General features: G+C 35.8%; 24 protein-coding genes and 1 pseudogene. 8 read left to right on the forward strand and 17 right to left on the reverse strand.

Annotated features, from left to right (window positions below; genetic code table 11):
- Positions 1–47: 47 nt before the first annotated feature.
- The 4 genes from SB717_RS11610 to SB717_RS11625 all read left to right on the forward strand — a co-directional run bounded on the left by SB717_RS11610 (position 48) and on the right by SB717_RS11625 (position 2,966).
- Positions 48–1,310: a dicarboxylate/amino acid:cation symporter gene (locus SB717_RS11610; protein ID WP_410903766.1), complete on the forward strand. Its 1,263-nt coding sequence runs from the start codon at positions 48–50 to the stop codon at positions 1,308–1,310.
- Positions 1,311–1,444: 134 nt separating this feature from the next.
- The gene (locus SB717_RS11615; RefSeq protein ID WP_013057043.1) at positions 1,445–1,579 is read left to right on the forward strand and encodes a hypothetical protein; all 135 of its coding nucleotides are present in this window, start codon (positions 1,445–1,447) and stop codon (positions 1,577–1,579) included.
- 157 nt (positions 1,580–1,736) lie between these two features.
- On the forward strand, positions 1,737–1,922 hold the full coding sequence (locus SB717_RS11620) for a hypothetical protein (RefSeq protein WP_071274565.1): 186 nt from the start codon (positions 1,737–1,739) through the stop codon (positions 1,920–1,922).
- 132 nt (positions 1,923–2,054) lie between these two features.
- Entirely contained in the window at positions 2,055–2,966 is a 912-nt protein-coding gene (locus SB717_RS11625; RefSeq protein WP_410903767.1) for a LysR family transcriptional regulator, read from the forward strand.
- 229 nt (positions 2,967–3,195) lie between these two features.
- On the opposite strand, the gene SB717_RS11630 is transcribed toward SB717_RS11625, so the two are convergent.
- From SB717_RS11630 to SB717_RS11655, 6 genes are all read right to left on the reverse strand, one after another.
- The gene (locus SB717_RS11630) at positions 3,196–3,882 is read right to left on the reverse strand and encodes an O-methyltransferase (protein ID WP_182005418.1); all 687 of its coding nucleotides are present in this window, start codon (positions 3,880–3,882) and stop codon (positions 3,196–3,198) included.
- Between the two features lie 183 nt (positions 3,883–4,065).
- Positions 4,066–4,785 carry a pentapeptide repeat-containing protein gene (locus SB717_RS11635; protein ID WP_074681299.1) on the reverse strand — a complete coding sequence of 240 codons (720 nt, stop codon included), beginning with the start codon at positions 4,783–4,785 and terminating at the stop codon, positions 4,066–4,068.
- Between the two features lie 15 nt (positions 4,786–4,800).
- Entirely contained in the window at positions 4,801–5,130 is a 330-nt protein-coding gene (locus tag SB717_RS11640; protein ID WP_029714709.1) for a PadR family transcriptional regulator, read from the reverse strand.
- Between the two features lie 162 nt (positions 5,131–5,292).
- A complete protein-coding gene (locus SB717_RS11645) occupies positions 5,293–5,868 on the reverse strand; it encodes a GNAT family N-acetyltransferase (protein WP_410903768.1) in 576 nt (191 codons plus the stop codon).
- A 181-nt stretch (positions 5,869–6,049) separates the two neighbouring features.
- Entirely contained in the window at positions 6,050–6,523 is a 474-nt protein-coding gene (locus tag SB717_RS11650; protein WP_029714707.1) for a hypothetical protein, read from the reverse strand.
- 244 nt (positions 6,524–6,767) lie between these two features.
- A complete protein-coding gene (locus tag SB717_RS11655) occupies positions 6,768–8,228 on the reverse strand; it encodes an aminoacyl-histidine dipeptidase (RefSeq protein WP_410903769.1) in 1,461 nt (486 codons plus the stop codon).
- Between the two features lie 516 nt (positions 8,229–8,744).
- Here SB717_RS11655 and SB717_RS11660 point away from each other — a divergent pair.
- Complete coding sequence (locus SB717_RS11660) at positions 8,745–9,344, forward strand: DedA family protein (RefSeq protein WP_014460120.1); 600 nt, start codon at positions 8,745–8,747, stop codon at positions 9,342–9,344.
- A 35-nt stretch (positions 9,345–9,379) separates the two neighbouring features.
- On the opposite strand, the gene SB717_RS11665 is transcribed toward SB717_RS11660, so the two are convergent.
- The 3 genes from SB717_RS11665 to SB717_RS11675 all read right to left on the reverse strand — a co-directional run bounded on the left by SB717_RS11665 (position 9,380) and on the right by SB717_RS11675 (position 13,202).
- Positions 9,380–10,687 carry a CitMHS family transporter gene (locus SB717_RS11665; RefSeq protein ID WP_029714705.1) on the reverse strand — a complete coding sequence of 436 codons (1,308 nt, stop codon included), beginning with the start codon at positions 10,685–10,687 and terminating at the stop codon, positions 9,380–9,382.
- Between the two features lie 197 nt (positions 10,688–10,884).
- On the reverse strand, positions 10,885–11,592 hold the full coding sequence (locus SB717_RS11670; RefSeq protein WP_410903770.1) for a response regulator: 708 nt from the start codon (positions 11,590–11,592) through the stop codon (positions 10,885–10,887).
- A complete protein-coding gene (locus tag SB717_RS11675; protein WP_410903771.1) occupies positions 11,589–13,202 on the reverse strand; it encodes an ATP-binding protein in 1,614 nt (537 codons plus the stop codon). The genes SB717_RS11670 and SB717_RS11675 overlap by 4 nt, the downstream gene beginning before the upstream one ends.
- 206 nt (positions 13,203–13,408) lie before the next feature.
- On the opposite strand from SB717_RS11675, the gene SB717_RS11680 reads away from it, so the two are divergent.
- From SB717_RS11680 to SB717_RS11690, 3 genes are all read left to right on the forward strand, one after another.
- Positions 13,409–14,179: an SDR family NAD(P)-dependent oxidoreductase gene (locus SB717_RS11680; protein ID WP_074681305.1), complete on the forward strand. Its 771-nt coding sequence runs from the start codon at positions 13,409–13,411 to the stop codon at positions 14,177–14,179.
- Between the two features lie 205 nt (positions 14,180–14,384).
- The gene (sspL, locus tag SB717_RS11685; protein ID WP_074681307.1) at positions 14,385–14,525 is read left to right on the forward strand and encodes a small, acid-soluble spore protein L; all 141 of its coding nucleotides are present in this window, start codon (positions 14,385–14,387) and stop codon (positions 14,523–14,525) included.
- A 299-nt stretch (positions 14,526–14,824) separates the two neighbouring features.
- Positions 14,825–15,496 carry an NAD(P)H-dependent oxidoreductase gene (locus SB717_RS11690; protein ID WP_182005427.1) on the forward strand — a complete coding sequence of 224 codons (672 nt, stop codon included), beginning with the start codon at positions 14,825–14,827 and terminating at the stop codon, positions 15,494–15,496.
- Positions 15,497–15,524: 28 nt separating this feature from the next.
- Here SB717_RS11690 and SB717_RS11695 read toward each other — a convergent pair whose 3' ends face one another.
- The 8 genes and pseudogenes from SB717_RS11695 to SB717_RS11730 form a co-directional block, all read right to left on the reverse strand.
- The gene (locus SB717_RS11695; RefSeq protein WP_029714700.1) at positions 15,525–15,812 is read right to left on the reverse strand and encodes a hypothetical protein; all 288 of its coding nucleotides are present in this window, start codon (positions 15,810–15,812) and stop codon (positions 15,525–15,527) included.
- A 119-nt stretch (positions 15,813–15,931) separates the two neighbouring features.
- Entirely contained in the window at positions 15,932–16,150 is a 219-nt protein-coding gene (locus SB717_RS11700) for a spore germination protein (RefSeq protein ID WP_029714699.1), read from the reverse strand.
- 164 nt (positions 16,151–16,314) lie between these two features.
- Positions 16,315–16,983, reverse strand: coding sequence for a fructose-6-phosphate aldolase (fsa, locus tag SB717_RS11705; RefSeq protein WP_013057026.1), 669 nt, complete (start codon positions 16,981–16,983; stop codon positions 16,315–16,317).
- A gap of 276 nt (positions 16,984–17,259) precedes the next feature.
- Entirely contained in the window at positions 17,260–18,000 is a 741-nt protein-coding gene (locus SB717_RS11710) for a metallophosphoesterase family protein (protein ID WP_029715093.1), read from the reverse strand.
- Positions 18,001–18,303: 303 nt separating this feature from the next.
- A pseudogene (locus SB717_RS11715) lies at positions 18,304–19,902 on the reverse strand (M4 family metallopeptidase); the annotation flags it as partial.
- Positions 19,903–20,507: 605 nt separating this feature from the next.
- Positions 20,508–20,639, reverse strand: a complete 132-nt coding sequence (locus tag SB717_RS11720) for a YjcZ family sporulation protein (protein ID WP_074681316.1) — start codon at positions 20,637–20,639, stop codon at positions 20,508–20,510.
- Positions 20,640–21,364: 725 nt separating this feature from the next.
- Positions 21,365–22,108 carry an ATP-binding protein gene (locus SB717_RS11725; RefSeq protein ID WP_410903974.1) on the reverse strand — a complete coding sequence of 248 codons (744 nt, stop codon included), beginning with the start codon at positions 22,106–22,108 and terminating at the stop codon, positions 21,365–21,367.
- A gap of 23 nt (positions 22,109–22,131) precedes the next feature.
- Positions 22,132–23,451 (reverse strand): PAS domain-containing protein, encoded by a 1,320-nt coding sequence (locus tag SB717_RS11730; RefSeq protein WP_410903772.1) that lies wholly within the window; start codon positions 23,449–23,451, stop codon positions 22,132–22,134.
- Positions 23,452–23,549 lie beyond the last annotated feature (98 nt).

Raw genomic sequence — 23,549 nt, forward strand, 5'->3', positions numbered from 1 at the left:
GTTCTTGCGTAGTAAAGAAGCTATTGTTGTTTGGAGGAAATCTAACTATGGTTTTAAGTGTATTTAAAACGTACAGATCATCGCTTATTCTGCTTCTCGCTATTTTAATTGGCGGGATAGCAGGATATGCTATCGGGCCTGATGTGGCAGTCGTAAAGCCCTTTGGTGATTTGTTTCTTAATCTAATGTTCATGATTATCGTTCCCCTTGTCTTTTTTAGTGTTGCTTCGGCGATTGCAAACATGAACGAAATGAAACGTCTTGGTAAAATTATGCTGGGTATTGCCGTTGTGTTTGTCGCCACTGCTGCTGTTTCAGCCGTTCTAGGCTTTTTAGGCGCCTCACTTTATAATCCACTGCACAACGTAGATACTTCTGCCATTAAAGAATTAATGGGTGACAGTGAAAATACAGCTGAAAAAATGACCCTTTTAACCCAGCTTGTTAGTACATTTACTGTACCTGATTTTGTTCAGTTATTTTCAAAAGAGCATATTTTACAATTAATTGTCTTTGCCGTTATTTTCGGTATTGCTACAACGATGGCTGGTGAAAAAGGACAGCTTATGGCGAAATTTCTGACTTCGGGTCAAGAAGTATCGATGAAGGTTGTTAAAATTGTGATGTACTATGCTCCAATTGGTTTAGGATGCTATTTTGCTACTGTAGTAGGAGAACTTGGACCAAAGATCTTACAAGGGTACGCTAGAGCATTTATTCTTTACTTATTAATTGCAATCGTTTACTATTTTGGTTTCTTTACGCTATATGCATGGATTGCTGGCGGTAAAGCAGGAATTAAGCTGTTTTGGAAAAATGCAGCTGCTCCTTCTATCACCGCTATTGCTACCTGTTCTTCTGCTGCATCTATTCCAGTCAATTTAGATGCAACAAAGAAAATGGGTGTGCCGCTGGATATTGCTGAAACGGTGATTCCACTAGGAGCAAACACGCATAAAGATGGTTCTGTTATCGGCGGTATTCTAAAGATTGTTTTCTTATTCAGTTTGTTTGGCAAAGATATGACGTCTGCTACGAGTATTTTGAGCATATTAGGCGTAGCCTTTTTAGTTGGAGCCGTAATGGGAGCGATTCCTGGAGGCGGTATGATTGGCGAAATGTTAATCATTACAATTTACGGATTTTCTCCAGAAGTCCTGCCTATTATTGCGGTCATTTCAACGATTATTGACGCCCCTGCTACGCTCTTAAACAGTACGGGAAATACAGTAACAGCGATGCTTGTTACAAGGTTTACAGAAGGAAAAGACTGGATTAACAAAATTATCACCACCGATAAAGTCGCCTAGCAAAAAAGCAAAGGGAACAGTCTTAGTGACTCTCCCTTTGTTTTTTTCGTGTGCAGTAATATAGCAGTGCATAAAGTCTGTAAATATACACATTCTATAGGTATGTTTCATAACCGGACTGGAGGTGTCGTCTAATGAGTAACGCTGCAGGAGGTTCAAAAAAGAATCAACCGAATGATGCCAATCACGTAAGCGCAGAAACAAAAGCTCATCAAAAACGTCTCACTGAGCAAAACAAACAAGAGCATCAGGCTGAAGAGCGAAAATAAAATGACGTTAAAGAACGTGTGGCACAGGCCCTGCGTTCTTTGGCGTCATTTTATTTTTAGAGGGAGCTTCATAGCGCCGCTCGTTATAGGTCTATCGTACAACCTCCTTTCAAACTTTTACATATTCTATTAATAGGTTTGTAAAAGGAGGAATGATATGATGTTTTCTTGGCTAGAGATTACAGCCGCAGCCTTTGGACTTTCAGTTATTTTGATAAGTCTTGCATTTTTGCCCGAACGTAGATGCAAAAATCTTTATATTCCCCATCAGCTAATAGCAAAATCTAGGTTTCTCTATAAAAAGATTATTCGTTTTATCAATCAACTTCGACAGAAACTTTAGTTTATTTTTTTCCCTGTTTTATTCATTGAATAAATTCTCCCTTTTTAATCAGCGCATTTACAGTAAATAATTTAATAGGTAAAATAAAGAATAAAGAAAAAGGATAAGCAGTTTGCAGAAATGGAGTTTCACATGGAAATCAGAGACTTAGAATACTTTATAGAGGTAGCCAATCATAAAAATTTTACAAAGGCAGCGCTACAAGTTCATTTGTCACAAACGGCTTTAAGTAAAGCCGTCAAAAAAGTAGAAAATGAACTAGGATTTGAGCTTCTTGATCGTTCGACGAGAGAATTAAAGCTGACTGATGCAGGAGAAGTTGTGTATCACCAGGCAACTAAAGCTCTGTCGGTGTTAAAAGACATGCCTCACTTGTTGGGAGATTTAATGAACTTGCAAACCGGGCAAATCAAGATGGGAGTCCCTCCGCTCATCGGGACCTTGTTTTTCCCGAAGATTGCAAAAGCATTTAATAAACAATACCCTAAAGTATCTCTAGAGCTTATTGAATTTGGAGCAAAAAAAATTGAAGCGCTTGTGGAAGAGGCTGGTGTAGATATGGGGATTGTTATGCTTCCTCTCACAAGCGGTCATGATGGGCATTTTCACGTATACCCTTTCGTTAAGGAAAGGTTCCTTTTATACGCCCATAAAAACCATCCTTTAGCGAAACGTTCTTCCGTCTGGATGAAAGAATTGGAACATGAAAAATTCATTATGTTCAGTGAAGAATTTACGCTGCACGACCGGTTAATCCAAGATGCTTTAAAATCAAGCTTTGTGCCTTCAATAGCGTATACAAGCTCTCAATGGGATTTAATCATTGAATTAACAGCGGCAGAACTTGGTATTGCTATTTTACCGGAATCGCTTTATGTCAAAGTGAAAGATCCCAATATTATTACCGTACCTATTGCACATCCTGAAATGATGTGGGAGCTTGGAATTATTCTGTTAAAAGAACGTTACAGTTCATTTGCTGTACGAGAATTAATTAGTTTTTTAACCGAAAAACAAATAACAAATAAGTTGGACGCAAATTAAATAGAGGCTGGGAGATAACGACATCAATCCACTCTAAAGACGAACGGATTGGATACATGATCTGAACAGCTAAAAACGAATACATGCATGAAATCTACGTTTACTATCACCGTAAAAAAAACCCAACGATGAATCGAGATTCTCCATCAAGAATTTGAATTCATCGTTCGGATTTTCCTTCAACAAAACTACTTTTGTCCCAACCTCTTTATATGTAACACGAGTTCTATCATTCAACAATTCCTAAAATAAAGCCATCATACCCTTTGCTCCCAACGGTTTGTATAGCCGTGGCACTGATTCGTTTTTCTTGAGCCAGAGCATTCATAAATTGGCGAATTCCTTTTACATTTTCATCTTCACTTTCTGCATTCACCACATGCCCTTGACGAACAACATTATCACAAATAATCAGACTTCCTTTTTTCGATAATTCTAGAGCCCACTTTAAGTAATTTGGGTTATTCGGCTTGTCAGCATCAATAAAGATAAGATCAAAAGGATCTGTTCCCTTATCCTTTAATACAGCTAATGTATCAAGCCCGGGGCCGACAATGACTTCTACTAAGTGGCTTACTCCCGCTCTTTTTAAATTAGCTCTTGCAACTTCTGCATGCTGAGCGCTTAATTCGAGCGTAATTAGCTGTCCGTCTTTGGGAAGAGCTCTAGCTAGCCAAATCGTGCTGTACCCTCCAAGAGTACCAATTTCTAAAATGCGTTTAGCTCCTTTTAGTGAAGCTAACAAATGCAGAAACTTTCCTTGACTAGGCGAGACGTCGATAGCAGGTAGTCCAGCCTTTTGATTTGCCTTCAATACCTCCTCAAGAATGGGGTCAGGTTGTATAAGCTTATTATTCATATAAAGATCCACTTCATTCCAAATTTCATATATAGACATTTCCATACTCCTCCACATAAGTCATAAAAGCTTTATTATTATTTAAAAGATACGAATATGTTTTTCTCATATCCAGCTTGTTGCCGTAATCGTTCGTATTATGAATGTGTTCTAGCTCTCTAATAAACTATCCTGCTCGCTCTTAAAAAGAATTGTTATATGTCCATAAAAAAGAGACCTTCAGAGAGGTCTTTTTTATCTTTAAATAATCGTAACTTTACTAAGATCTATCTTGGCACTTTTTAAAAAGTTATATGTCAATTTATCCATTTTTGCACCTTCAAAATCGGATTTCTTTAAATCTGATCCTCGAAACTGTACATTTAGCAAAGTTGCGTTGCGAAATGAGGATTTTTTTAATGATGTTCCTTCAAAGATTGTTCCGTTAAATGTTTCTTCGTCAAACACAATCTCTGTTAAATTACATTGCTTAAAGTACGTATTGTCATAGATACAATCTTTAAAACTAGCCTGTTTAAAATTTGCCCATTTAAACTGTACGCCTGTCAAATTAACGTGATGAAATATCGCTTTCGTTAAATTACTGCTTTTAAACATGCTTTCTGTAAGGTCTGCGTAGCTAAAATCAGATTCGTTCAAATTACTTGCATTAAATTTCCCTTTATACACCGATACAGAACGAAAATCAGATTTTGTAAGCTCAGTCTTTGAAAAATCCATAGGAACGGTTTGCTTCAATTCCTTTGTGGCTACATTCATTGATTCAATCAGTTCAGTGATATCACCAATAGAATTGATTGTCATATGATAAGCCTGTTCCTCACTGTGTCCGTCTTCTTTGTAGTCTGTAAACTTTTCCTGCAAATTCTGAGATAGTTCTTCTTCTAAATCTTGAACGTTTTTTACATCCTGATAAGGAGCAAAAATGTTATGCACATGATTTTTTATTCTTTCGTTCATTTATAACATCCTTTCTTACAGCAACAAATCAATAATTTTTTTCGCTTGCTCCCAGTTTTCTTTGTTTTGTTTATATACGCTTTTTCCTTGTTCTGTAATTTTATAGTATTTTCTGCGACCGCCTTGTACGGCATCTCCCCAGTAAGAAAGAATATGTTCATCCTTTTCCAGACGCTTCAAGCTTGAATACATTGTGGCTTCTTTTAATTCATACTGCTCTTTAGAGCGGGTATAAATAAGCTTACTAATTTCATAACCATACTTATCGCCGCTGAGAAGTAATTTTAGAATCATTGTATCTGTATGTCCCCGAAGTAAATCTGAAGACATTTTTGCATAAACCAAAGTATCACCTCTTTATGTATAATTTAAATCATATTACTATGACAGTCAAGGTATTATATTTAATAAACTACTCTAATTTATAATTGCTCATACATGCAAGCAGCTCAATCCGTAAAAAATAGCCGGTACGTTTCTGCCGGCTATTTTTTAGAAGACATCTTATTATCCGTTATGACTGAATTTAAATACTATAGGTGTACGTTCTGTTTCTATTTTCCAAATCATGTGATGATATCCTTTGCTCCAGTAATCTTTTACTAGATAATGTGGTTCTCCAAATGTTTTTTTCCATACGTTCTGAGCATTCTTGTATCCGCTGTCCAAACAGATTTTTTTAATTTCTCTGCTTTGAAGCGTAAGCAGCATAATATGTACAAGCAGTGTTCCTACCCCGTTTCTTTGGTATTTTGGATGAACAAAAACTGTGCCGATTTCAATCCATCCTTGCAGCTTCCCTTTTGTACACGCCGTAATTAATTCACTAACAGGACCATATTCAATACAGCCAATAATTTTATTGGTACACGTATCTATTCCGAGCCAAAAGAATCGATGTTTTCCACCGCTATCAAGGTCACTTTTTAAATATTGTTCTTTACTTTCAATTTCTATTTGTATATCGTTCACCATTTCAGATAGACCCTCTTTATGAAAGGTATCTGTGATTACTTCATTAAAAAGCTCGTGGAGTTCTGCGCGGTCTTCTATTTTTGGTCTTCTTATTTCAATATGATGCAATGTTCATTCCTCCTTGTTATTTCACTGCAGAATATGAAGCTTTACTATTATTATTTATTATTTATCAATCTATGTTGATAATCCTTTTCTCTTTCTACTGTTTTTCCAACAAAAAAGCACGAGAAACTTTGAGTTCTCGTACTTTTTTATAATATGGATTCTACTTTTCTATTGGAAGCTGTTAATACGGATTCACAAAGCTCTGTATTTTACATACGAAATCAGAAAGATCCTCCTTTATTTCTTTATCCTCTGTTTTCTCTATTTGCTCCTGTATGGCGTCAATCATTAAACGTGCTTTTTTAGGATCTATAGATGCCTGTTGACTGCTATTGTTTGATAAACTCTTCAAAATTTGATTAGTCATTTTATTTTTATCATGAATATAAAATAACATTTGAGGAACTTGATTAATTAAGAGATTTACGTATCTGCGAAACTCCTCTATCTCATATAATTCTCTTGAATTACTTTTAAAGCCATCAACGGAAAGCATAAGACTTTGATAGCCTTTATCACTGCGTTGATTAAGTGCTTTAATGACTTTTAAAAACCGATCGAACTTTAGATAACGTATTTCTTCTTTCTTTAATTCTAAAAATTCAATTTCTCCTTTTTCCAAAAAGGGATCTTTGATAAGACTATTATCATTCATATACATTCTCTCCCTACTAATTTATTAGTTGCAGAGCTTGTTTTGAATTCATTTGTCTATCGTTTTAGTAATTGTTTACCTCTTTTAGGGCCATTTTAAAACCTTTATTTGTAAAACGCTTACATAAATGTTCTCGATTGCCTGTTGCGTTGAGGGCACCCTGCTTATTATCTAATAAATGACGAATGAAAAAGAGCTCCTTTACAGAAGCTCTTTTTTTAAAATTATAGGGATGCTGATAACTTTATATTTTATTTGCTTCTTTTAATACCGCTAACAAATATTCCCATGTCTTAATAGTAGACGGAATGCTCAGATGTTCATCAGGTGTATGAACGTCGTACATATCGGGTCCAAGCGAAATGGCGTCTAATCCAGGGATTTTTTCTAGGAAAATACCGCATTCAATTCCAGCATGGATAGCGATGATCTCCGCCTCTTCTCCATACTTTTTTTTGTAAACCTTTTTACATAATTCACGAATTTTTGAATCTCCGTTGTACGCCCATTCAGGATAATTACCTTTTGTTTCAACTGTTCCTTCGACCATCTGAGCAAGTATGCGCACTTGGCTTACTATTTTTTCTTTTAAGCTTTTTACCGAGCTGCGAATTTCATTTTGAAAAACCACTTCAGATTCTGTCGTCATGATCACACCTAAGTTGGTGGAAGATTCTACCAATCCTTCGATATTCATGCTCATGCTTTGAACGCCGTTTGGTGTTAGCATAATGGCTTGTACAATTCGTTCTGTTGTTTCTTTTGTAAAACATTTCTTAACGGAAGAAGATTTGTTCATTTTCACATACACACTAGGATCAGCCGCTTGTAATTCGTTCTTTACTATTTCGTTCCACTCACGAACCTTATTTTCGAGCTTTCCTACCTCAGAAGGCTCCATCGTTAGAATTGCTTCTGATTCACGGGGAATCGCATTTGATTTTAATCCTCCGCTAATGCTGCTTAAAGAATAGGGAAGCTCTTGCTGTAAATCGTGTAAAATTCTCCCTAGCAATTTATTAGCATTTCCTCTTTCTTTATCAATTTCCATTCCGGAATGTCCCCCGCGCAATCCACCGATGCTTAAGCTGTATGTTTCTGACTTATCGGAAGACAGCTCCCAGTTTACAGGAATACGAAGCACACCTTTTACCCCGCCTGCGCTGCTCACAAGCAGCTTTCCATCTTCTTCTGTATCAAGATTAATAAAGACTTTCCCTTCAAAGTGAGCTGGATTTACAGCAATAGCTCCGCCCATAGTTGTTTCTTCTTCAGTAGTAATGACTACTTCAAGAGAGGGGTGAGCTATATTTTGAGCATCTAGTAAAGCCAGTGCATATGCAACTGCAATCCCGTTGTCAGCTCCCAGCGTAGTACCATCTGCATAAAGCATATCTTCCACAATTCGCAGTTGAAGCGGATCTTTTTCGAAATCATGGACAGTTCCTTTATTTAACTCGCATACCATGTCCATATGTCCTTGCAAAATGATGGCTGGAGCATGTTCATATCCTTTAGCTGCCGGCTTTTTAATGATTACATTTAAAGCTTCGTCTTGTATAACCTCAAGGCTTCTTTCTCTTGCAAAAGAAACTAAATAGTTACTAATTTCTTTTTCATTTCCAGATCCTCTAGGAATAGCTGAGATTTCGTTAAAGAAATAAAAAACCGGATGTTTAATTAATTCATTTACTGTTTGCACCATATGTATCATCCCTTCTAATCTGTACGCTCTTTTATCATACTATTTATCTTTACAGTAGAAATAGCATATGAGGCTTTTTTTATGTATAGCCTAGTTATATTCTAACGTTGATTAACTCAATAGAATAGATATAACCTAAAAAAGCATAAATGAGCCCGTTGGACTCATTTATGCTTTTAATGATTTATTCTATTCCTTTTAGTACATATACATAATGGATTATTTCACAACACAACAAGTTTACACCCGTTGGTTTTATAAGTAAATTGAATAAAAGGAACCAAAACTATGAATAAAAGTCGTAGTTTATTTAAAAATTTAAACTCAATTATTTTTTTCCTATAATTTTATTTTGAGTAGAACCTATAAAGTACACTTCTTTCCTTTTTCCTTGTCCAAGCTAAGTTTTTTTCTGTCATACCCCGTACTTTTCCTTTATTTTCTTTTCTCTTATAAGTTTTTCTGAACATATAGGTGGGTATTTGAATGTTATGACACAGAAAAAGAGGCGATCTTATGCTACACTTCATAACAGACTTACTGAAACAATTTGGAATTTGGGGACTTTTAAGCGGACTGGCCATTGAGGCTTCCTCCCTGCCGTTTCCTGGTTCTCTTCTCACCCTTACCTACGGATACTTATTAAACATGCACATAGTGAAATTATTATTAATCGCTCTTGCAGGAAGCGCCGTTTATACAGCTTTTAGCTTTATACCGTATGGGATAGGCTATAAATTAGAAGATAAAGTAAAGAAAAAATTATCAAAAAAGAAAAAAGCGTTTGAGAAATCACAAAAATGGTTTAAAAAATGCGGATTATGGAGTATTGCGATTGCTCGTCCTTTAGGGCTCGGCAACTACATTTCCTACCTTTCAGGGCTATCTAAAGTGAAACCTATGCCGTTTGCTCTGCTCACATTTCTTGGTATTTTTCCTTTGAATATTGCCATGCTTTGGCTAGGACAAATCGGAAACTTTAAGTCCATTCAATCTTTTATCTCAGATGCACAAACTTATATTCTAATTGCAGCGGTAGTGGCTGTATGCGGATTTTTAATTTATAAGTTCTATTTTAAAAAAAGCAGCTGCAGCGAACAGTCTAGTTCGACTTAAGAGTATAAAAAAAGACCCCGAGGGGTCTTTTTTTATTAAATGGAAATAACGCCTAAAATTAATGCAGCTAGTGTCATCACCGCCGTAGTCCCTAGCGCCCACTTAATTAAAAATCGTTGCAAATCACTAAATTCAATTCCTACCATTCCAATTAATAAGTGAGCTGCTGCTACCAAGGGACTTATCACGTGAACAGGTTGTCCTAAGATAGCAGCTCTTCCAATTTCAGCTGCGCTAATCCCATAACTTTCGGCAGCTTGAGCAATAATCGGCAATACACCAAAATAAAAAGCATTATTAGACATAAAAAATGTAAATGGTGCACTTAAAAATGCTACTACAACTGGCAAAAAAGGGCCCATTGCATCTGGGATTATGCCTATAAGCGTATTGGCCATAGCATCAATCATCTTTGTTCCAGACATAATTCCTGTAAAAATACCTGCTGCAATAACAATTGAAACGACGGCTACCGCATTATTCGCATGAGATGAAATTCGCTGCTGTTGATCTTTGATGTTTGGATAATTTATTAATAATGCAATAGCGAACGCTACCATGAACAAAAGCATCAGCGACATAAAGTCCATAATTAAGCACACCATAAGACTAACGGTAAGTAGAAAATTAAACCATACTAACTTAGGACGTCGATAGTCTGAATGTTGCACTGTTCCCTCTACTTCATGTGCATGTGCAATTTCATTTGCCGAATGTTTAATATTGATAACTCCTAACCTTTTTCTCTCCCTTCTTCCAAGGACAAAAGAAACAATCAGCACCCATAGAAGTCCAAAACCCATTACAGGTATTAAAGGTAAAAACAACTGAGACGAATCTAAATTTAATGAACTCATAGCCATAGCAGAAGCACCTCCCCAGGGAGTCATATTCATAACTCCCATAGATAGCATCGCAACTCCTGCAAGGATAAGTGGATTCATTTCTAAGCGTTTATATAGCGGAAGCAAAGAAGAAACCGTTATCATATATGTAGTAGTTCCATCCCCATCTAAAGCAACCATCATTGAAAGCACAGCAGTTCCTACAACGATTTTTAGAGGATCTCCTTTTACAACCTTTAAAATGAATGAAACAAGAGGGTCAAACAATCCTGAATCAATCATTAACCCAAAATATAAAATAGCAAATAAAATCATAATAGCTGTAGGCGCAATGTCTTTTACACCCTCTAGCATCATAGGTCCCATTCCACTAGCAAAACCGCCTATTAAACCAAATATAATTGGAATAGTGATAAGAGCAACCATTGGGGTAAGTCGCTTTGACATGATTAAATACATGAACACTGCAACCATTAAAAAGCCTAATAAAGAAAGCATAGATATTTTTCCTCCTTTTTGATAACGTTTTCATTTTTATTTGCTGCACGTTACTAAAAAGGTATCACTTGTTGAAGCAGGTTCATAGATAACCAACATAAGTTTAATATCTTTTATAAAAGTAATTTTTTTCATTTTTTTCATGCATCATCTCTACGTAAAAACGAGATAGCGGATAAAAAACCGCTATCTCGTTTTTATGAAAGATTCGTTACTCGATATTTCCGTTCAGGCCTCCCTACACTTCCATACACTATTTCCACCTGCATTTCCTTACACGATACTAAATACTCTAAATACCTTCTCATTGTTGAATAACTGATACCCACTAATTGAGCAAACTCATCTACATTCAAGCTTTCCTGAACTTTGCAAACTTTATCTCTTACTAAACGAAGAGTATGTTTATCAATACCTTTAGGAAATTCTTTTACTGCAGCCGCTGATTGATTGCGTCGATTATAATGTGTTCTAAATAAATGGTCTATTTTGTCTTGGTTAATCATTTTATTTTCAGTTAATTCTATTCTCGTAGACTGATAATGTTTTAAGGTAGATAAAAATTTATCAATAATTACAGGTTTCACCAAATAACCAAATGCTCCGCCTCTTATTGCTTCTCCTACTGTTTCAACATCATTGGCTGCCGTTATTAAAATAATGTCGATCCCTCGATAGTTCTTTCTAATTTCCCATAGCAGTTCCACTCCATTGATATCCGGCAAAAAGACATCTAATAAAATTAATTGCGGCGTAAATATTGTTAGTAATTCTAAAGCCTGTTCTCCAGATCCTGCTGTCGCAACAATAGAGAAATGTTCTAATTTCTTAGTAAACTGCTCATAAATTTGTGCAGCTGTAGAATCATCTTCTATAATCATGACATTAATTTGATTTTCAGTCATATCGATTCTTCCTTTTCGTTATTTAATAGTTTTGGGATAACTAATGTGAACCTTGCCCCTTGTAACATGCTTTTGCCTATGTACAGTTCGCCTTTAAGCAACTCTACGGATCTTTTAACAATGGTCAATCCAATCCCGTGATTTTCACCTTTTTTCGTCGTATAACCGTCTATAAAAATCATATTTTCTACTTCTTTTGATATCCCTTGTCCGTCGTCTTCAACTTCAAAAATCAGGTCGTTTCCTACATCTGTAAAAGATACCAATACGTGACCTTTATGTTCTCGTACAGCCTCGAGGGCATTATCAATTAAATTCCCCAAGATGGAAACAACGTTTTTTGCATCTTCGATATCTAAAGTACTAGTTAAGTTACTATCTTGATCAATTTCTAAAGTGACGTCTAATTCTTTCGAGCGATTGATTTTCCCAAGTAAGCAGGCAGCAATCAAAGGATCCTTCACAGAAGACATTAAAAAAGAAATAATATCTTGGCGTTCCTTTACCTCTGATGAAATCATTTGCATGACATGCTCATATTTCTTTAACCTTAATAACCCGTAAATCACGTTCAGCTTATTTAAAAATTCGTGATTTTGAGCGCGTAAATTATCAGAGAACATTTTAATTTTAGAAAGCTCTTCAGTCAATTCTTCAATTTGTGATAAAGTTCTTATGGTAAGAACGATACCTTGCACTTCTTTTTTTCTTACAATAGGAGATAAATCTAAAATATACTGCTGACCATCTAGTAGAAGAGATTGGTTAGAATATACGCATTGCTCTTCTATTGCTTGATCAATTAGCTGTCCTAAACGGACGTTCTTTATCTCTCCTCCTATTGCTAAATGAAGGTTATCAAAGAGCTCTCTAGCCCTTCTATTCATCGACGTTACATATTTTTCGACATTTACAGTAACAGTAGCATCTCGAATAGATTCAAGGGTAGCCTCTTTTTCTTCAAAAAGAAAGGAAATTTCCTCTGGTTCCAGTCCAAATATTAGTCGTTTTACCCGCCTTGCAATAAAGAAAGCTCCAAATGCTCCAATAAGAAAAGGAATACAGGACAATTTAATAATTTTTATTCTATAATCATTAATCTGTTTTTCTATATTGCTTACAAGAAACCCTACCGAAGAAACACCTATTACGTTTCCTTGGTTATCCCATATGGGGGTTTTGGCTTTAATTGCAAATCCTGAAACTCCTTTTCCTTTATAAATAATGGATTGATGCTTCTTTAAAGAAGCATCATTGCTTGTTTTGGTATGTTTTCCGATGTAACTACTATTGGGATGAGAATAGCGTATTCCTTTATCATTAGCGATGGTGACGTAATCTGCCCCTGTGGTTTTTCTTATTTTTTCAGCAACAGGCTGGATGTGCTCAGAAGGATTTTTCTTCTTAAAAGCTTTTACAATAATTTTATCTTCAGAAGCTAATTTTGCTACTGTCATAGCTTGATTACCTACATATTTTTCGACAATTTCATCTACCATTGCAGAAAATAAAATGCATACAAGGACGGTACTAACAAGAATAACTATCGTGATGAGTAATGTAATTTGGGCAAGTAAGCTAGGTCTTCTATTGACATAAAGAGAGCGCATACATTCCTCCTTTTAAGGAATTAATAATGAAATAAAATACCGCCTTTTGTTTTAAGTTTAGCATAAAAAAAAGAAAGTTTAGCACGAAACTTCAAATGTTTATAATCAGACTTATAAAGGGAAAAACAAATCGAATAAACGCTTGACTTAAAGTATACTTTAACACTTATAATCAATTCGAAAACATCGAAAATGGAGGAATCAACGTGAAATATACAGTAATCACCGGCGCAAGTTCAGGAATTGGATATGAAACTGCTTTAGCTTTCGCAGCGCGCGGAAAAAACCTTATATTAGCTGCACGTAGAGAGGACAAGCTGGATGAGTTAAAAGGAAAGATTGAAGAACTGAACCAAGATGTAAATGTTATTATCCAGTCGGTTGATTTATCCGTGGCAGAAAATGCTCACACGTTTTATGAATCGCTTAAAGAATATGAGTTAGAAACATGGATTAACAATGCTGGATTCGGAAATTTTGCTTCTGTTGGTGAACAAAAATTAACTAAAATTGAAACAATGCTCCATTTAAATATCGAAGCCTTAACCATTCTTTCATCTCTATTTGTAAGAGACTATGAAAACGTTGAAGGTACACAGCTTATTAATGTCTCTTCTGGAGGCGGCTACACCATTGTTGCTGATGCAGTCACTTATTGCGCAACAAAATTCTACGTAAGTGCATTTACAGAAGGTCTTTCTCAAGAATTAAAAGGAAGAGGATCAAAAATGCAGGCTAAAGTTCTAGCTCCGGCAGCTACTGAAACAGAATTTGCACAGCGTTCGATGGATATGAGTGATTTTGAATACGAAGGACGAGTACCTAAGTTTCATACGTCAAAAGAAATGGCTGCTTTTATGCTGGACCTTTATGATAGCAATAAAACTGTAGGACTTGTAGATGGAGTGACTTACGAATTTCAATTAAAAGATCCTATCTATCCATATGCAGAAAGAGCAACAAGCTCAGATTCGTAATGCAGAAAGAGCAACAAGCTCAGATTCGTAAACAGAGAAGCACCCTTTTAGGGGTGCTTTTTTATGGACTCTTAAATGGCTATCTTGTTTATGTGATAAAAGTCCTTGAAGGTAGTCGTATTCAAATCCCACTTATACTTTCACTCTTTATTTCCTGATTTTTGTTTCACTTTTTGCACATACTAACCAAACGGAGGTGACGAAAATGGGTACAAAAAAATCTGCTAACCGAGGTCAAGTAGCTCCTGGTGTTAACCCTCAAGGACACGGAAAAGCTGTTGAATTTTCAACAGAACCAAAAAGTGAACTTGAAAACAAAGCAAAAAAATCAAATACGAAAATTTAATTAAAAAGGAGAAGATGGCTCTTCTCCTTTTCCACCTCTGAACTACTTTTCCCAAATACACTTCACAGGTCGTTTACTTCTTTCTGCCTCTTATAAAGTTGTATCAATGGTATAAAAAAGTATACTATACAACAAAAATGTGCGTACTTGTTAGGATGAATTATATGATTTATGATAAATCTGCAAACGGATTTTATAGCAAATTGTATGTTAACTAGCTGTTAGTTGTAAGCTATACAGGTTATAGGATACTCTAAACAGTTCATTACTAAATATTTTTATAGAAAGGTTGTTTACACATGAACAATACAGATAAAAAACAAGAAATTTTAGACGCATTTAACTTTCGTCACGCTACAAAAGAGTTTGACCCAACAAAAAAAATTCCCGATGAAGATTTCCAATTCATTTTAGAAACGGGGCGCCTATCTCCAAGCTCAGTAGGTTATGAGCCGTGGAAATTTTTAGTCGTTGAAAATAAAGATTTAAAAGAAAAATTAAAAGCTGTTTCTTGGGGAGCACAAGGCCAAATTCCTACAGCAAGTCATTTTGTTATTATTCTTTCTCGCACAGACGCAAGATATGACTCTGAATATGTGTTGAATCTTCAGAAAAACGTAAAAGAAATGCCGGATGATGTATTAGAGACATTAATGCCACGTTATAAAGATTTCCAAGAAAATGATTTTCACTTGTTCGAAAGCAAGCGAGCGCTATTTGATTGGGCGAGCAAACAATCTTATATTGCACTAGCTAATATGATGACATCAGCTGCTCAAATTGGCATTGATTCTTGCCCAATTGAAGGATTTAACTATGACCAAGTACATGAAATTCTAAAAGAAGAAGGATTACTAGAAGACGGTAAGTTTGATATTTCCGTTATGGTTGCGTTCGGCTACCGAATTCATGAACCTAAGCGCGGAAAAACAAGAAGAAATATGGATCAAGTTGTACAGTGGATAAAATAATAACGAAAAAGAAGGGCTGACAGCAATGTTACCCCTTCTTTTTTATATCTTTATATGCTGTTATAAAGGCCGCAGGATCGGTTTGTATGGTATAAGCGAACATCCCTTGATTTGTATGTAAATATAAAAAGCCGCTGTCTTTTGAAACGCATTTGTAAGAGATGTCAAATACGTCATCAATGTGAAAGCGATCGTTTTGTGTCTCAATACTATCAGCGTATAAGCACATGTCTTTTGAATGCTGAATCGTCACCTTTTGTGTTCGTTTTATTTTTCTTTCAACGTATGTATAAGGAATCATAGAAATAATGCTCATAGCACCGCTCAATCCCCTTCCTCATGAATGTTTTTTCTTTAAAAGTCAAAACAACTTGTTAACAAAACTCTATCACTTACCAAAAAACAATTCCAGAAATACTCTTTCTGGAATTGTTTTTAAGATTGCTGCTCTTTATTTTCTTCATCGTTGCAAAAGTCGATATTACTGTTTGTCATAGAGGCAATGACAGGAGAGCCATTGCCAAACGAAAAACAAGCTCCTACCGATTTTGTATTTGCCGTGTGACTATTTTGTACAACACAGCCTACGCTTACGTTCGAATTGTCTTTTAACCCGTTAGTCACGATATTCTCAATGTTAATAATACAGCCCATTTTAACACCTCTTTCGTTTCTATTAACGTATGTCAGCTCTGCGTATATGTATAGGATGTTCGCCTATTAATGATAAGTTGTTTGCTGCAAAATAGAAAAAAAGAATCTTTGTATACCTTTTAAGCAGAGAAGACACTAAAATGATGTCTTCTCCTTAAGTGAATTTAACTTTTTACAGCTTTTTCCCAGTCTGATGCGAATTTTTCTATTCCTTGTTCTGTTAATGGGTGTTTTACTAGTTGTTCAATTACGGCATACGGAATGGTCGCAATATGAGCCCCAGCAAGAGCTACTCGTGTGACGTGATCCGGGTGTCTGACTGACGCTGCTATAATTTGTGAGTCAATGTGTTGAATTCGAAATAGCTCGGCAATTCGAGATACCAGATAAACACCATCTTCTGAAATATCATCTAAGCGTCCTAAAAATGGCGATACGTATGTGGCACCGGCACGGGCTGCTAGAAGCGCTTGATTCACTGTGAAAATTAACGTGACGTTTGTTTTTACGCCTTTTTTGGCTAGATAACGGGTTGCTTCCAATCCAGCAATGGTCATAGGAAGTTTAATCGTTATATTTTTGTCTCCTCCGTTAATTTTGATAAGCTCTTCTGCTTGAGCAATCATGTCATCTGCTGTTACTGTGTCGGGCGTGACTTCTGCCGAAACGGATTCTACTTCCGGGACGGTTTTTAAAATTTCTTCGATGCGATCTTCAAACTTTACACCTTCTTTAGCTACTAGCGAAGGGTTTGTGGTAACACCTGATAATACCCCAATTTTATATGCTTTTTTAATATCTTCCAGGTTAGCTGTATCAATAAAAAATTTCATCATGTATTCCTCCACTCGTTATATTAAAAGCAGCTTTTCAGGGGCATTTTTGCATGACTTTATGTTCAGATAGAATTGCCCTCTTCATATTGTCTTCATAAAATAAAATTTGTTTCCTTTCAAATGCTGTATGTTTTTCTCCAAGTTTTCCCTCCTTTAAACTCATCGGAATAACTTCTATTTTCATGTATCATACTAATGATGTTAAATAATCTCTCATATACTCAACTAAAAAACCTCCAGCATTTATGCTGAAGGTTGAGATACATTCCAATCTTACTTTTTTAGTCCTCTATAGCGAGCTGTTTTTAATTCTTGAACGTAGGGTTCAAAGTCCGGCATCTCTACAGCTCTCGCCAATTCGATTGCCTTTTCAATATCGTATGGAATACGCACAAATTGTATAGAAAAGGCTGAAGGACTTTCGCCTTGAGCCTTTCCTTCTAAGATAAGATAGGAAGCTTGTGGTAAATCAAGCGGGTTTCCTACACTTCCTACATTACATAGCGTTTTCCCTTTAATATGTTGAATAAATGCATTATGTACATCTCCGTAACAAATGACATCCGGCTCTCTTAATCCTTTTATATTTTCCGTATATTCCGTATTAGCAAATAGACTAAGACGCTTTTCAAGTGAATCCCAAGGTTGAATGCGGTCATAAAGACTTCTAGGTGAAGCGTGAAACATTCTAATTAATTTCCCGCTCATCATAAACTCAACAGAAAAAGGAAGTTCCTTTAAGTATGCTTCTTGGTTGGAACTTAACTTCTTCTGATGCCATTTTAATGCTTCAAATTCCGCAGGCTTTGTAATGAAATCATCCCAGTTACCCATTACTGTTACTTCACACTTTTCTTTTATGATATCAATCGCTTTACTTGAATCTGGTCCTTTTCCTACTAAATCACCTAGACAAATGATGCGATGGATATCTCGTTGTTGTATGTCAGCTAAAACTGCTTCTAATGCAGGGAGATTTCCGTGGATATCTGAAATAACAGCAATTTTGTCCATCGATTCCTCCACTCCTTTTTCATATGTATGTATTCAAGCCTTTCCTTTATTATAACATTTTATAATAAGACCGTTTACTAAAACGGGTCCTCTTCATTTAACAAACAACGGGATAATTCGAATGGATATAAAAGGGAGGAATAAGAAGTGGATTTTTATGGATCTAGAAGAAATCTACCTTATTTATTAACATAAAATAAAGGAGTACTGTAATATATTTATACGAGTACTCCTTTATTGGTAGTTAGGTAGTATAGAGAGTCGCCAGATACCTCATTTATCTTGCGACTTTTGATTTATAGCTTATTGAACACCAACTGCGTCGAATGACTTGCCTACTGAAATTACTTCTTGAGAGCCTGAACCGTATAGATCAGCAGCAGCTTGTACTAAACCTGCGCGCGCTTGGCTGAACGTTGTAGACTGAGTGAAGTATAGCGTATTGGCACGGTAATAAATTTTCCCTAGCTTATCTCCGCCGATGCCTGTTACAGTAACCCCGTAATGCGTTCCTCCGTTAGCTAGCAAGTAGGCAGCTTTGTTGATAATACCGCTGTTTGTATGAACTCCGCCGTTGTCACTAGAACCTGTATAGCGCTTTGAATAATGATCCGGATCTCCATATTTCGCTGGGTTGCTCATTGAACGAAGTGCATCGCCGCTTGTTCCAGGCGTATAAATATCTTCTCCAATTTCCCAATCTGGATTTCGGTTGTCATAGTATTCTACCAATGTTCCGAAAATATCAGAAATCGCTTCGTTTAATGCACCTGATTCATATTGATAGATTAAATTAGAACTTCTTTCTGTGACCGCATGCGTCAATTCATGTCCAATAACATCTAACCCTCCTGATAACGGAACAAAAGTAGTTCCATCTCCATCTCCATATACCATTTGAGAGCCATTCCAAAACGCATTGTTGTAGCCGCTGCTATAATGAACAGTCGATTTTAGCGGAGCTCCTGCATTGTCATAGGAGTTGCGGTTAAATTTGTTTTTATAATAATCATATGTCACGCCTGCATAATAGTGAGCATCTACTGCAGCTGCATCGCGGGTTGCATTGTACGTATTATCGGTATCTGCCCATAGCGTACCCGGAAGAGATGTACGATTTTTTGCATCGTACGTATAGATTGTAGCGCCTCTTGTATTATCTTGTAAGTAGTAAGTAGAACTAGATAACGTTGTCTTTAAGGATTTAGTATCTCCAAGCACTCCTTTACCTGAACCGATAGCATTTGTGCCTGTTACAGGTTTCGCTGCCGGCTTTGCCGCTTGCTTCACGTCAGCTTTTGGACCAGCTACGGAATCAATTGTATTGTACTTATCTAGCACTTTACCGTTAGTAGCATCAACAAAGTAATAATAGTTGCCTGGTTCAGGGCTTAAGAAATTTAAATTTACTACATAAGCATATGTGGTATCTGAACCATTTTGATAAACATACAGTTCAGATGAAGGAGATTTTTCATACGTCGGTTTAAAGCCTAAGTCTTTTTCAGCTGCTTGAATCGCTTTTTTGCTGTCAACTTGCTTTTGTTCTTTTAATTTTTCCTTTTTATCTAAATCAGGAGCTACTGTACCTGATACAACTTTTAAGGTTCCATCTTTCGCTACGTGTGCTAATTGAGTAGATCCCCAAACAGGAACATTATTATATACTTGCTGCAAGCGTACCACGGTTGCTTGTTCCACAGGATCTTTCACCACTTCTGTCACTTTAAATGAGTTTTGAGCATTTTCGTTTCCTAATTTATATTTGTCTTTATTTTTATTCATATAATGAAATACGACGTCTTGAGCCTTCTGTGATGACGGGCCTGAGAGCTTTCCAGAAATAAACTCAGGAGATTTAATTTCTTTGTTATACTTTTCAGTTGAAAGTACATTATTTGGCGCAGCGCTGCTCGTATGTGCAAAAGCAAATGATGAAGAAAGAATACCAACTGATAATAATACCTTTAAAGCCTGTTTTTTCTTTTTCATAGTTTTTTCTCCCTATCCCTAGTAAATTTAATTACCTCAATTTTTCTGTTAATTGTGATAATTAGCAACATTATAGCAACTAAAAATTACTACGTCTATATATTATTTTAATATTCCTATTATTATGAAAATTAGAAATAAAAACTCTGCAATAAGTCTTTTTTACCTATTTAAACTATATGAAAATCATTTATGTTGATTTTCATACAAATAAAATAATTCTTTTAGTCAGCTGATAAAAACTAGCGGGCCAGGTAGTGTTATTCGGTCTTTGTATTAGTTTTATTAAGCATTTTACAAAAATTACTTATAAGGAAAATTATAAATTTCAGACCATTTTTGCGACTTAAATATACTCTTCTTCTTCATTTTTTTATTTTTTTAATCTATTAATTAAATTTTTTATATGTTTTTTATGTACATGCACAACATTATTTTATTATAGTACTGTACTTCTCATGAACATAAAAAAGCACGAATCTACTAAACTCTTTGTAAATCCGTGCTTTTTCTGTTTATTTCAAGCATGTACAACCAACGATAACTAATAAAACAAATAGTACAACAATTAATGCAAAACCGCCACCGTAACTACCGTAGCCGCCGTAACCATAACCACCGCCGTAACCCCAGTTGCAAAATCCCATTTCACTTCACCTCCGTAGCCTGTTTACTCTATAGCATATGTACAGGCTAGAAAAAATGCTCGCCCATTTATCGCCCTTTTATGACGATAAAAAAGAGACTGAGACATAAAAATCACTCCACTCTAAAAACGAACAAATTGGATACAGGAGCTAGTATAGATTGCTTGTTACACGCTGTTGATTTCCGTGCAAGGCTTCGCTTTCTACAGGCGGCAGGCGAACCTCCTGTCTCTGGACCTGCGGGATCTCACCTATTATTCCACAGCAGTCTTTACCTTACCCTCTAATCAATAGCTAGAAGCAACTAATAAATGAAACCTACGTTCACCCTACCAACAAAAAGATCCGAACGATTCATCGTTCGGATCTTCCTTCAACTAAACTGTTTTTGTCACAGCCTCTTTTAAGATAACAAATATTAACTTATTTACTTTTAGAAGCTTGTTCTTTAAAGCGAAGTATGTAATACGGAACAATACAAATAACCGCCAAAACGAGAGCCGTTAAACTGACTATGCGGGGATTATTAAGCCCGAAAGAATAATCTCCAAAAGATGCTCCAATCGCAATAATAGCAAAAATAATATACAGAATACGAAATATGTTAATCCACTTTTTCTGTTTAATCGTAACCACTCCTTTGCTTATTTTACTCCAACATAGAATATTATAACTTTACTAAACAACTTGTTGCAAAATTTCTTCTGCCTTTAACTGATTACCTTTTATTCTAACGGTAAACAAATTTCCACATTCGTCCCTTTGTTTACTTCACTTTCAATACTAAGAGTTCCTTTATGCTGCTGGATAATATTAAAGCATATCATTAACCCTAACCCAATGCCGTCTTCTTTAATACTGTAAAATGGTTCACCTAAATGTTTGATACGATCTTTTGAAATTCCTACACCTTCATCAATAATTTGAATATGAAGGTGATTGCTGTCTTTTTGTCTCAGCTCAACTTTAATTTCTCCTCCGGAAGGCATTGCTTCAATCGCATTCTTAAGAATATTTATAAACACCTGTTTCATTTGATTGCTTTCACAATATACAAGAGGCATTTCTCCATATGGGTTAAGTTCAATAAAGATGTTTTTCATGGTTGCTTGAGGCTGTAGCAATAAAATTACTTGTTGAATTAACAGCTGCAAATCAATTGACTGAAATGTTACGGCCTGTGGTTTTGCCACTGACATGAATTCATCTGTAATCATTTCAATACGCTCAATTTCAGAGGATATAATGTTCATATAGGTTAACTCTTCTTTACTCGCTTTTTCAGTTAATAGCTGCATAAAGCCTTTGATGGCCGTTAAAGGATTTCTAATTTCATGAGCAATAGCTGTAGCAAGCTGACCAACCGCTGCTAATTTCTCAGATTTCTGCAGCAGCTCTTCTGTTTCTAGGTATTCTGTCCTGTCTCTCGAAACAATAAGAAGAACCTTTTTGTTTTCTATATTGAACAATTTCCCACTATATTCTAGTTTTTTTACTTCTCCAGACTTAAATGTAAACTGTGATTGCAGCGTGAAAGAAAGATTTCCTTGGCGAATTTCTTCAACCGTTTTTCGAACAATGTCAGAATCTCTAGGTATAATATCTTTGCATGGCATGGATAAAAGCTCTTCTCTCGTATACCAAAGCGCTTACAGCCAGCTTCATTTACTTCAATAAAACGAGAAGGAAAATGATTTGAACCTATTTCAAGTAAATAAATTGCGTCGTTTGCATATTCAAATAACGTGCGGTACTTTAACTCACTTTCCTTAAGCTTACGGTGCAGCAAGTCAAGCTCTTTTCTAGCTTTTTTAGCTTCAGATATATCCACACAAACTCCAGACAGACCTATTAACTCATCTTTGCCATTAAAAATTGGCGAAATAGTGATGCGAAGGTCTACTAAACTTCCATCTTTACGAGCTCTTACTACTTCTACTCGATTGATTGCCTCTTTTTCAGCAACCGTTTTTTTTATATTCTCATGTACGTCCTCACTAAAAGCCCCTGCTATTTCGTAATATTTTTTCCCAACTACTTCGTGGGCTTTCCAACCATATACTTTTTCGTAGGCTTCATTAACTCGCAAGATCCGTCCTTCTAAATCAGTTATAATCACCGCATCCATGTGATGATTAATAAAAGACTCCAGCTGTTCTTTTGTATACTCTAATTCTTTTTTCATTATTCTGACAAAAATAGAATCTTCTCTCTCCTGATATGAATCTGATGCAGCATAAGCAGCTTCTTCTGCTACAGCGTAAAATTTACGATAAAATTCTATCGTCGCTACGGCTACTCCCAGTCCGAGAATCCCGAACACTAAATATTCTATTTCGCTATAAAACGGCGACTGAATAGGTGTATTCCAGAAGTAATTTGTCAGTAAGACATGAACGATAAAATGAATAAAGAAACAAAGAAGAGATTGTCTTAATAAAGAAAACTGCTTTCTATATCGAATAAGAGGAAGGGAAAACAAAAAGGTAAAGATTAAAATTAAGGTAGTCAGTAACCAATGACTTTCTAAATAGATACTGCACATAGCCATACTAATACCCGCAATTGCACCGGCTCTATAACCAAAATATAGAATGGTCAAAATGAGGGGCAGAAATCGCAAATCATATGTAACCTCTTGATAGGTAACGCTATAAATCATGAGAATAGCAGAAACGATACTTGCATAAATACCGCTAACCAATTTGTATTTGTGGACTAGACGCTGCAGCAAAAATATCCGTATGGCAATCATAATGCTGACTAAAAATGAGAAAATACATAAGTTAACAAATAATCCGCTACTAATCACGCATTGTATTCCTCCTTTACTTGTACACAGTCATTAAAAAATTCCCTTATATAGAGAGTGTAACATGAATAGACGCAACTCTTTCTAAAATAATAAAA

The organism is Priestia sp. SIMBA_032 (genome assembly GCF_046535215.1).
GTDB classification, from domain to species: domain Bacteria; phylum Bacillota; class Bacilli; order Bacillales; family Bacillaceae_H; genus Priestia; species Priestia aryabhattai.

Excerpts from the sequence above, each read along its gene's own strand:
- sspL (WP_074681307.1), top strand. The coding sequence starts at position 14,385 with ATGGGTACAAAAAAATCTGCTAACCGAGGTCAAGTAGCTCCTGGTGTT.
- SB717_RS11710 (WP_029715093.1), bottom strand. The coding sequence starts at position 18,000 with ATGGACAAAATTGCTGTTATTTCAGATATCCACGGAAATCTCCCTGCA.
- fsa (WP_013057026.1), bottom strand. The coding sequence starts at position 16,983 with ATGAAATTTTTTATTGATACAGCTAACCTGGAAGATATTAAAAAAGCA.
- SB717_RS11625 (WP_410903767.1), top strand. The coding sequence starts at position 2,055 with ATGGAAATCAGAGACTTAGAATACTTTATAGAGGTAGCCAATCATAAA.
- SB717_RS11635 (WP_074681299.1), bottom strand. The coding sequence starts at position 4,785 with ATGAACGAAAGAATAAAAAATCATGTGCATAACATTTTTGCTCCTTAT.
- SB717_RS11665 (WP_029714705.1), bottom strand. The coding sequence starts at position 10,687 with ATGCTTTCTTTATTAGGCTTTTTAATGGTTGCAGTGTTCATGTATTTA.
- SB717_RS11610 (WP_410903766.1), top strand. The coding sequence starts at position 48 with ATGGTTTTAAGTGTATTTAAAACGTACAGATCATCGCTTATTCTGCTT.
- SB717_RS11690 (WP_182005427.1), top strand. The coding sequence starts at position 14,825 with ATGAACAATACAGATAAAAAACAAGAAATTTTAGACGCATTTAACTTT.
- SB717_RS11630 (WP_182005418.1), bottom strand. The coding sequence starts at position 3,882 with ATGTGGAGGAGTATGGAAATGTCTATATATGAAATTTGGAATGAAGTG.
- SB717_RS11655 (WP_410903769.1), bottom strand. The coding sequence starts at position 8,228 with ATGGTGCAAACAGTAAATGAATTAATTAAACATCCGGTTTTTTATTTC.
- SB717_RS11615 (WP_013057043.1), top strand. The coding sequence starts at position 1,445 with ATGAGTAACGCTGCAGGAGGTTCAAAAAAGAATCAACCGAATGATGCC.
- SB717_RS11650 (WP_029714707.1), bottom strand. The coding sequence starts at position 6,523 with ATGAATGATAATAGTCTTATCAAAGATCCCTTTTTGGAAAAAGGAGAA.
- SB717_RS11675 (WP_410903771.1), bottom strand. The coding sequence starts at position 13,202 with ATGCGCTCTCTTTATGTCAATAGAAGACCTAGCTTACTTGCCCAAATT.
- SB717_RS11660 (WP_014460120.1), top strand. The coding sequence starts at position 8,745 with ATGCTACACTTCATAACAGACTTACTGAAACAATTTGGAATTTGGGGA.
- SB717_RS11670 (WP_410903770.1), bottom strand. The coding sequence starts at position 11,592 with ATGACTGAAAATCAAATTAATGTCATGATTATAGAAGATGATTCTACA.
- SB717_RS11695 (WP_029714700.1), bottom strand. The coding sequence starts at position 15,812 with ATGAGCATTATTTCTATGATTCCTTATACATACGTTGAAAGAAAAATA.
- SB717_RS11700 (WP_029714699.1), bottom strand. The coding sequence starts at position 16,150 with ATGGGCTGTATTATTAACATTGAGAATATCGTGACTAACGGGTTAAAA.
- SB717_RS11620 (WP_071274565.1), top strand. The coding sequence starts at position 1,737 with ATGATGTTTTCTTGGCTAGAGATTACAGCCGCAGCCTTTGGACTTTCA.
- SB717_RS11720 (WP_074681316.1), bottom strand. The coding sequence starts at position 20,639 with ATGGGATTTTGCAACTGGGGTTACGGCGGTGGTTATGGTTACGGCGGC.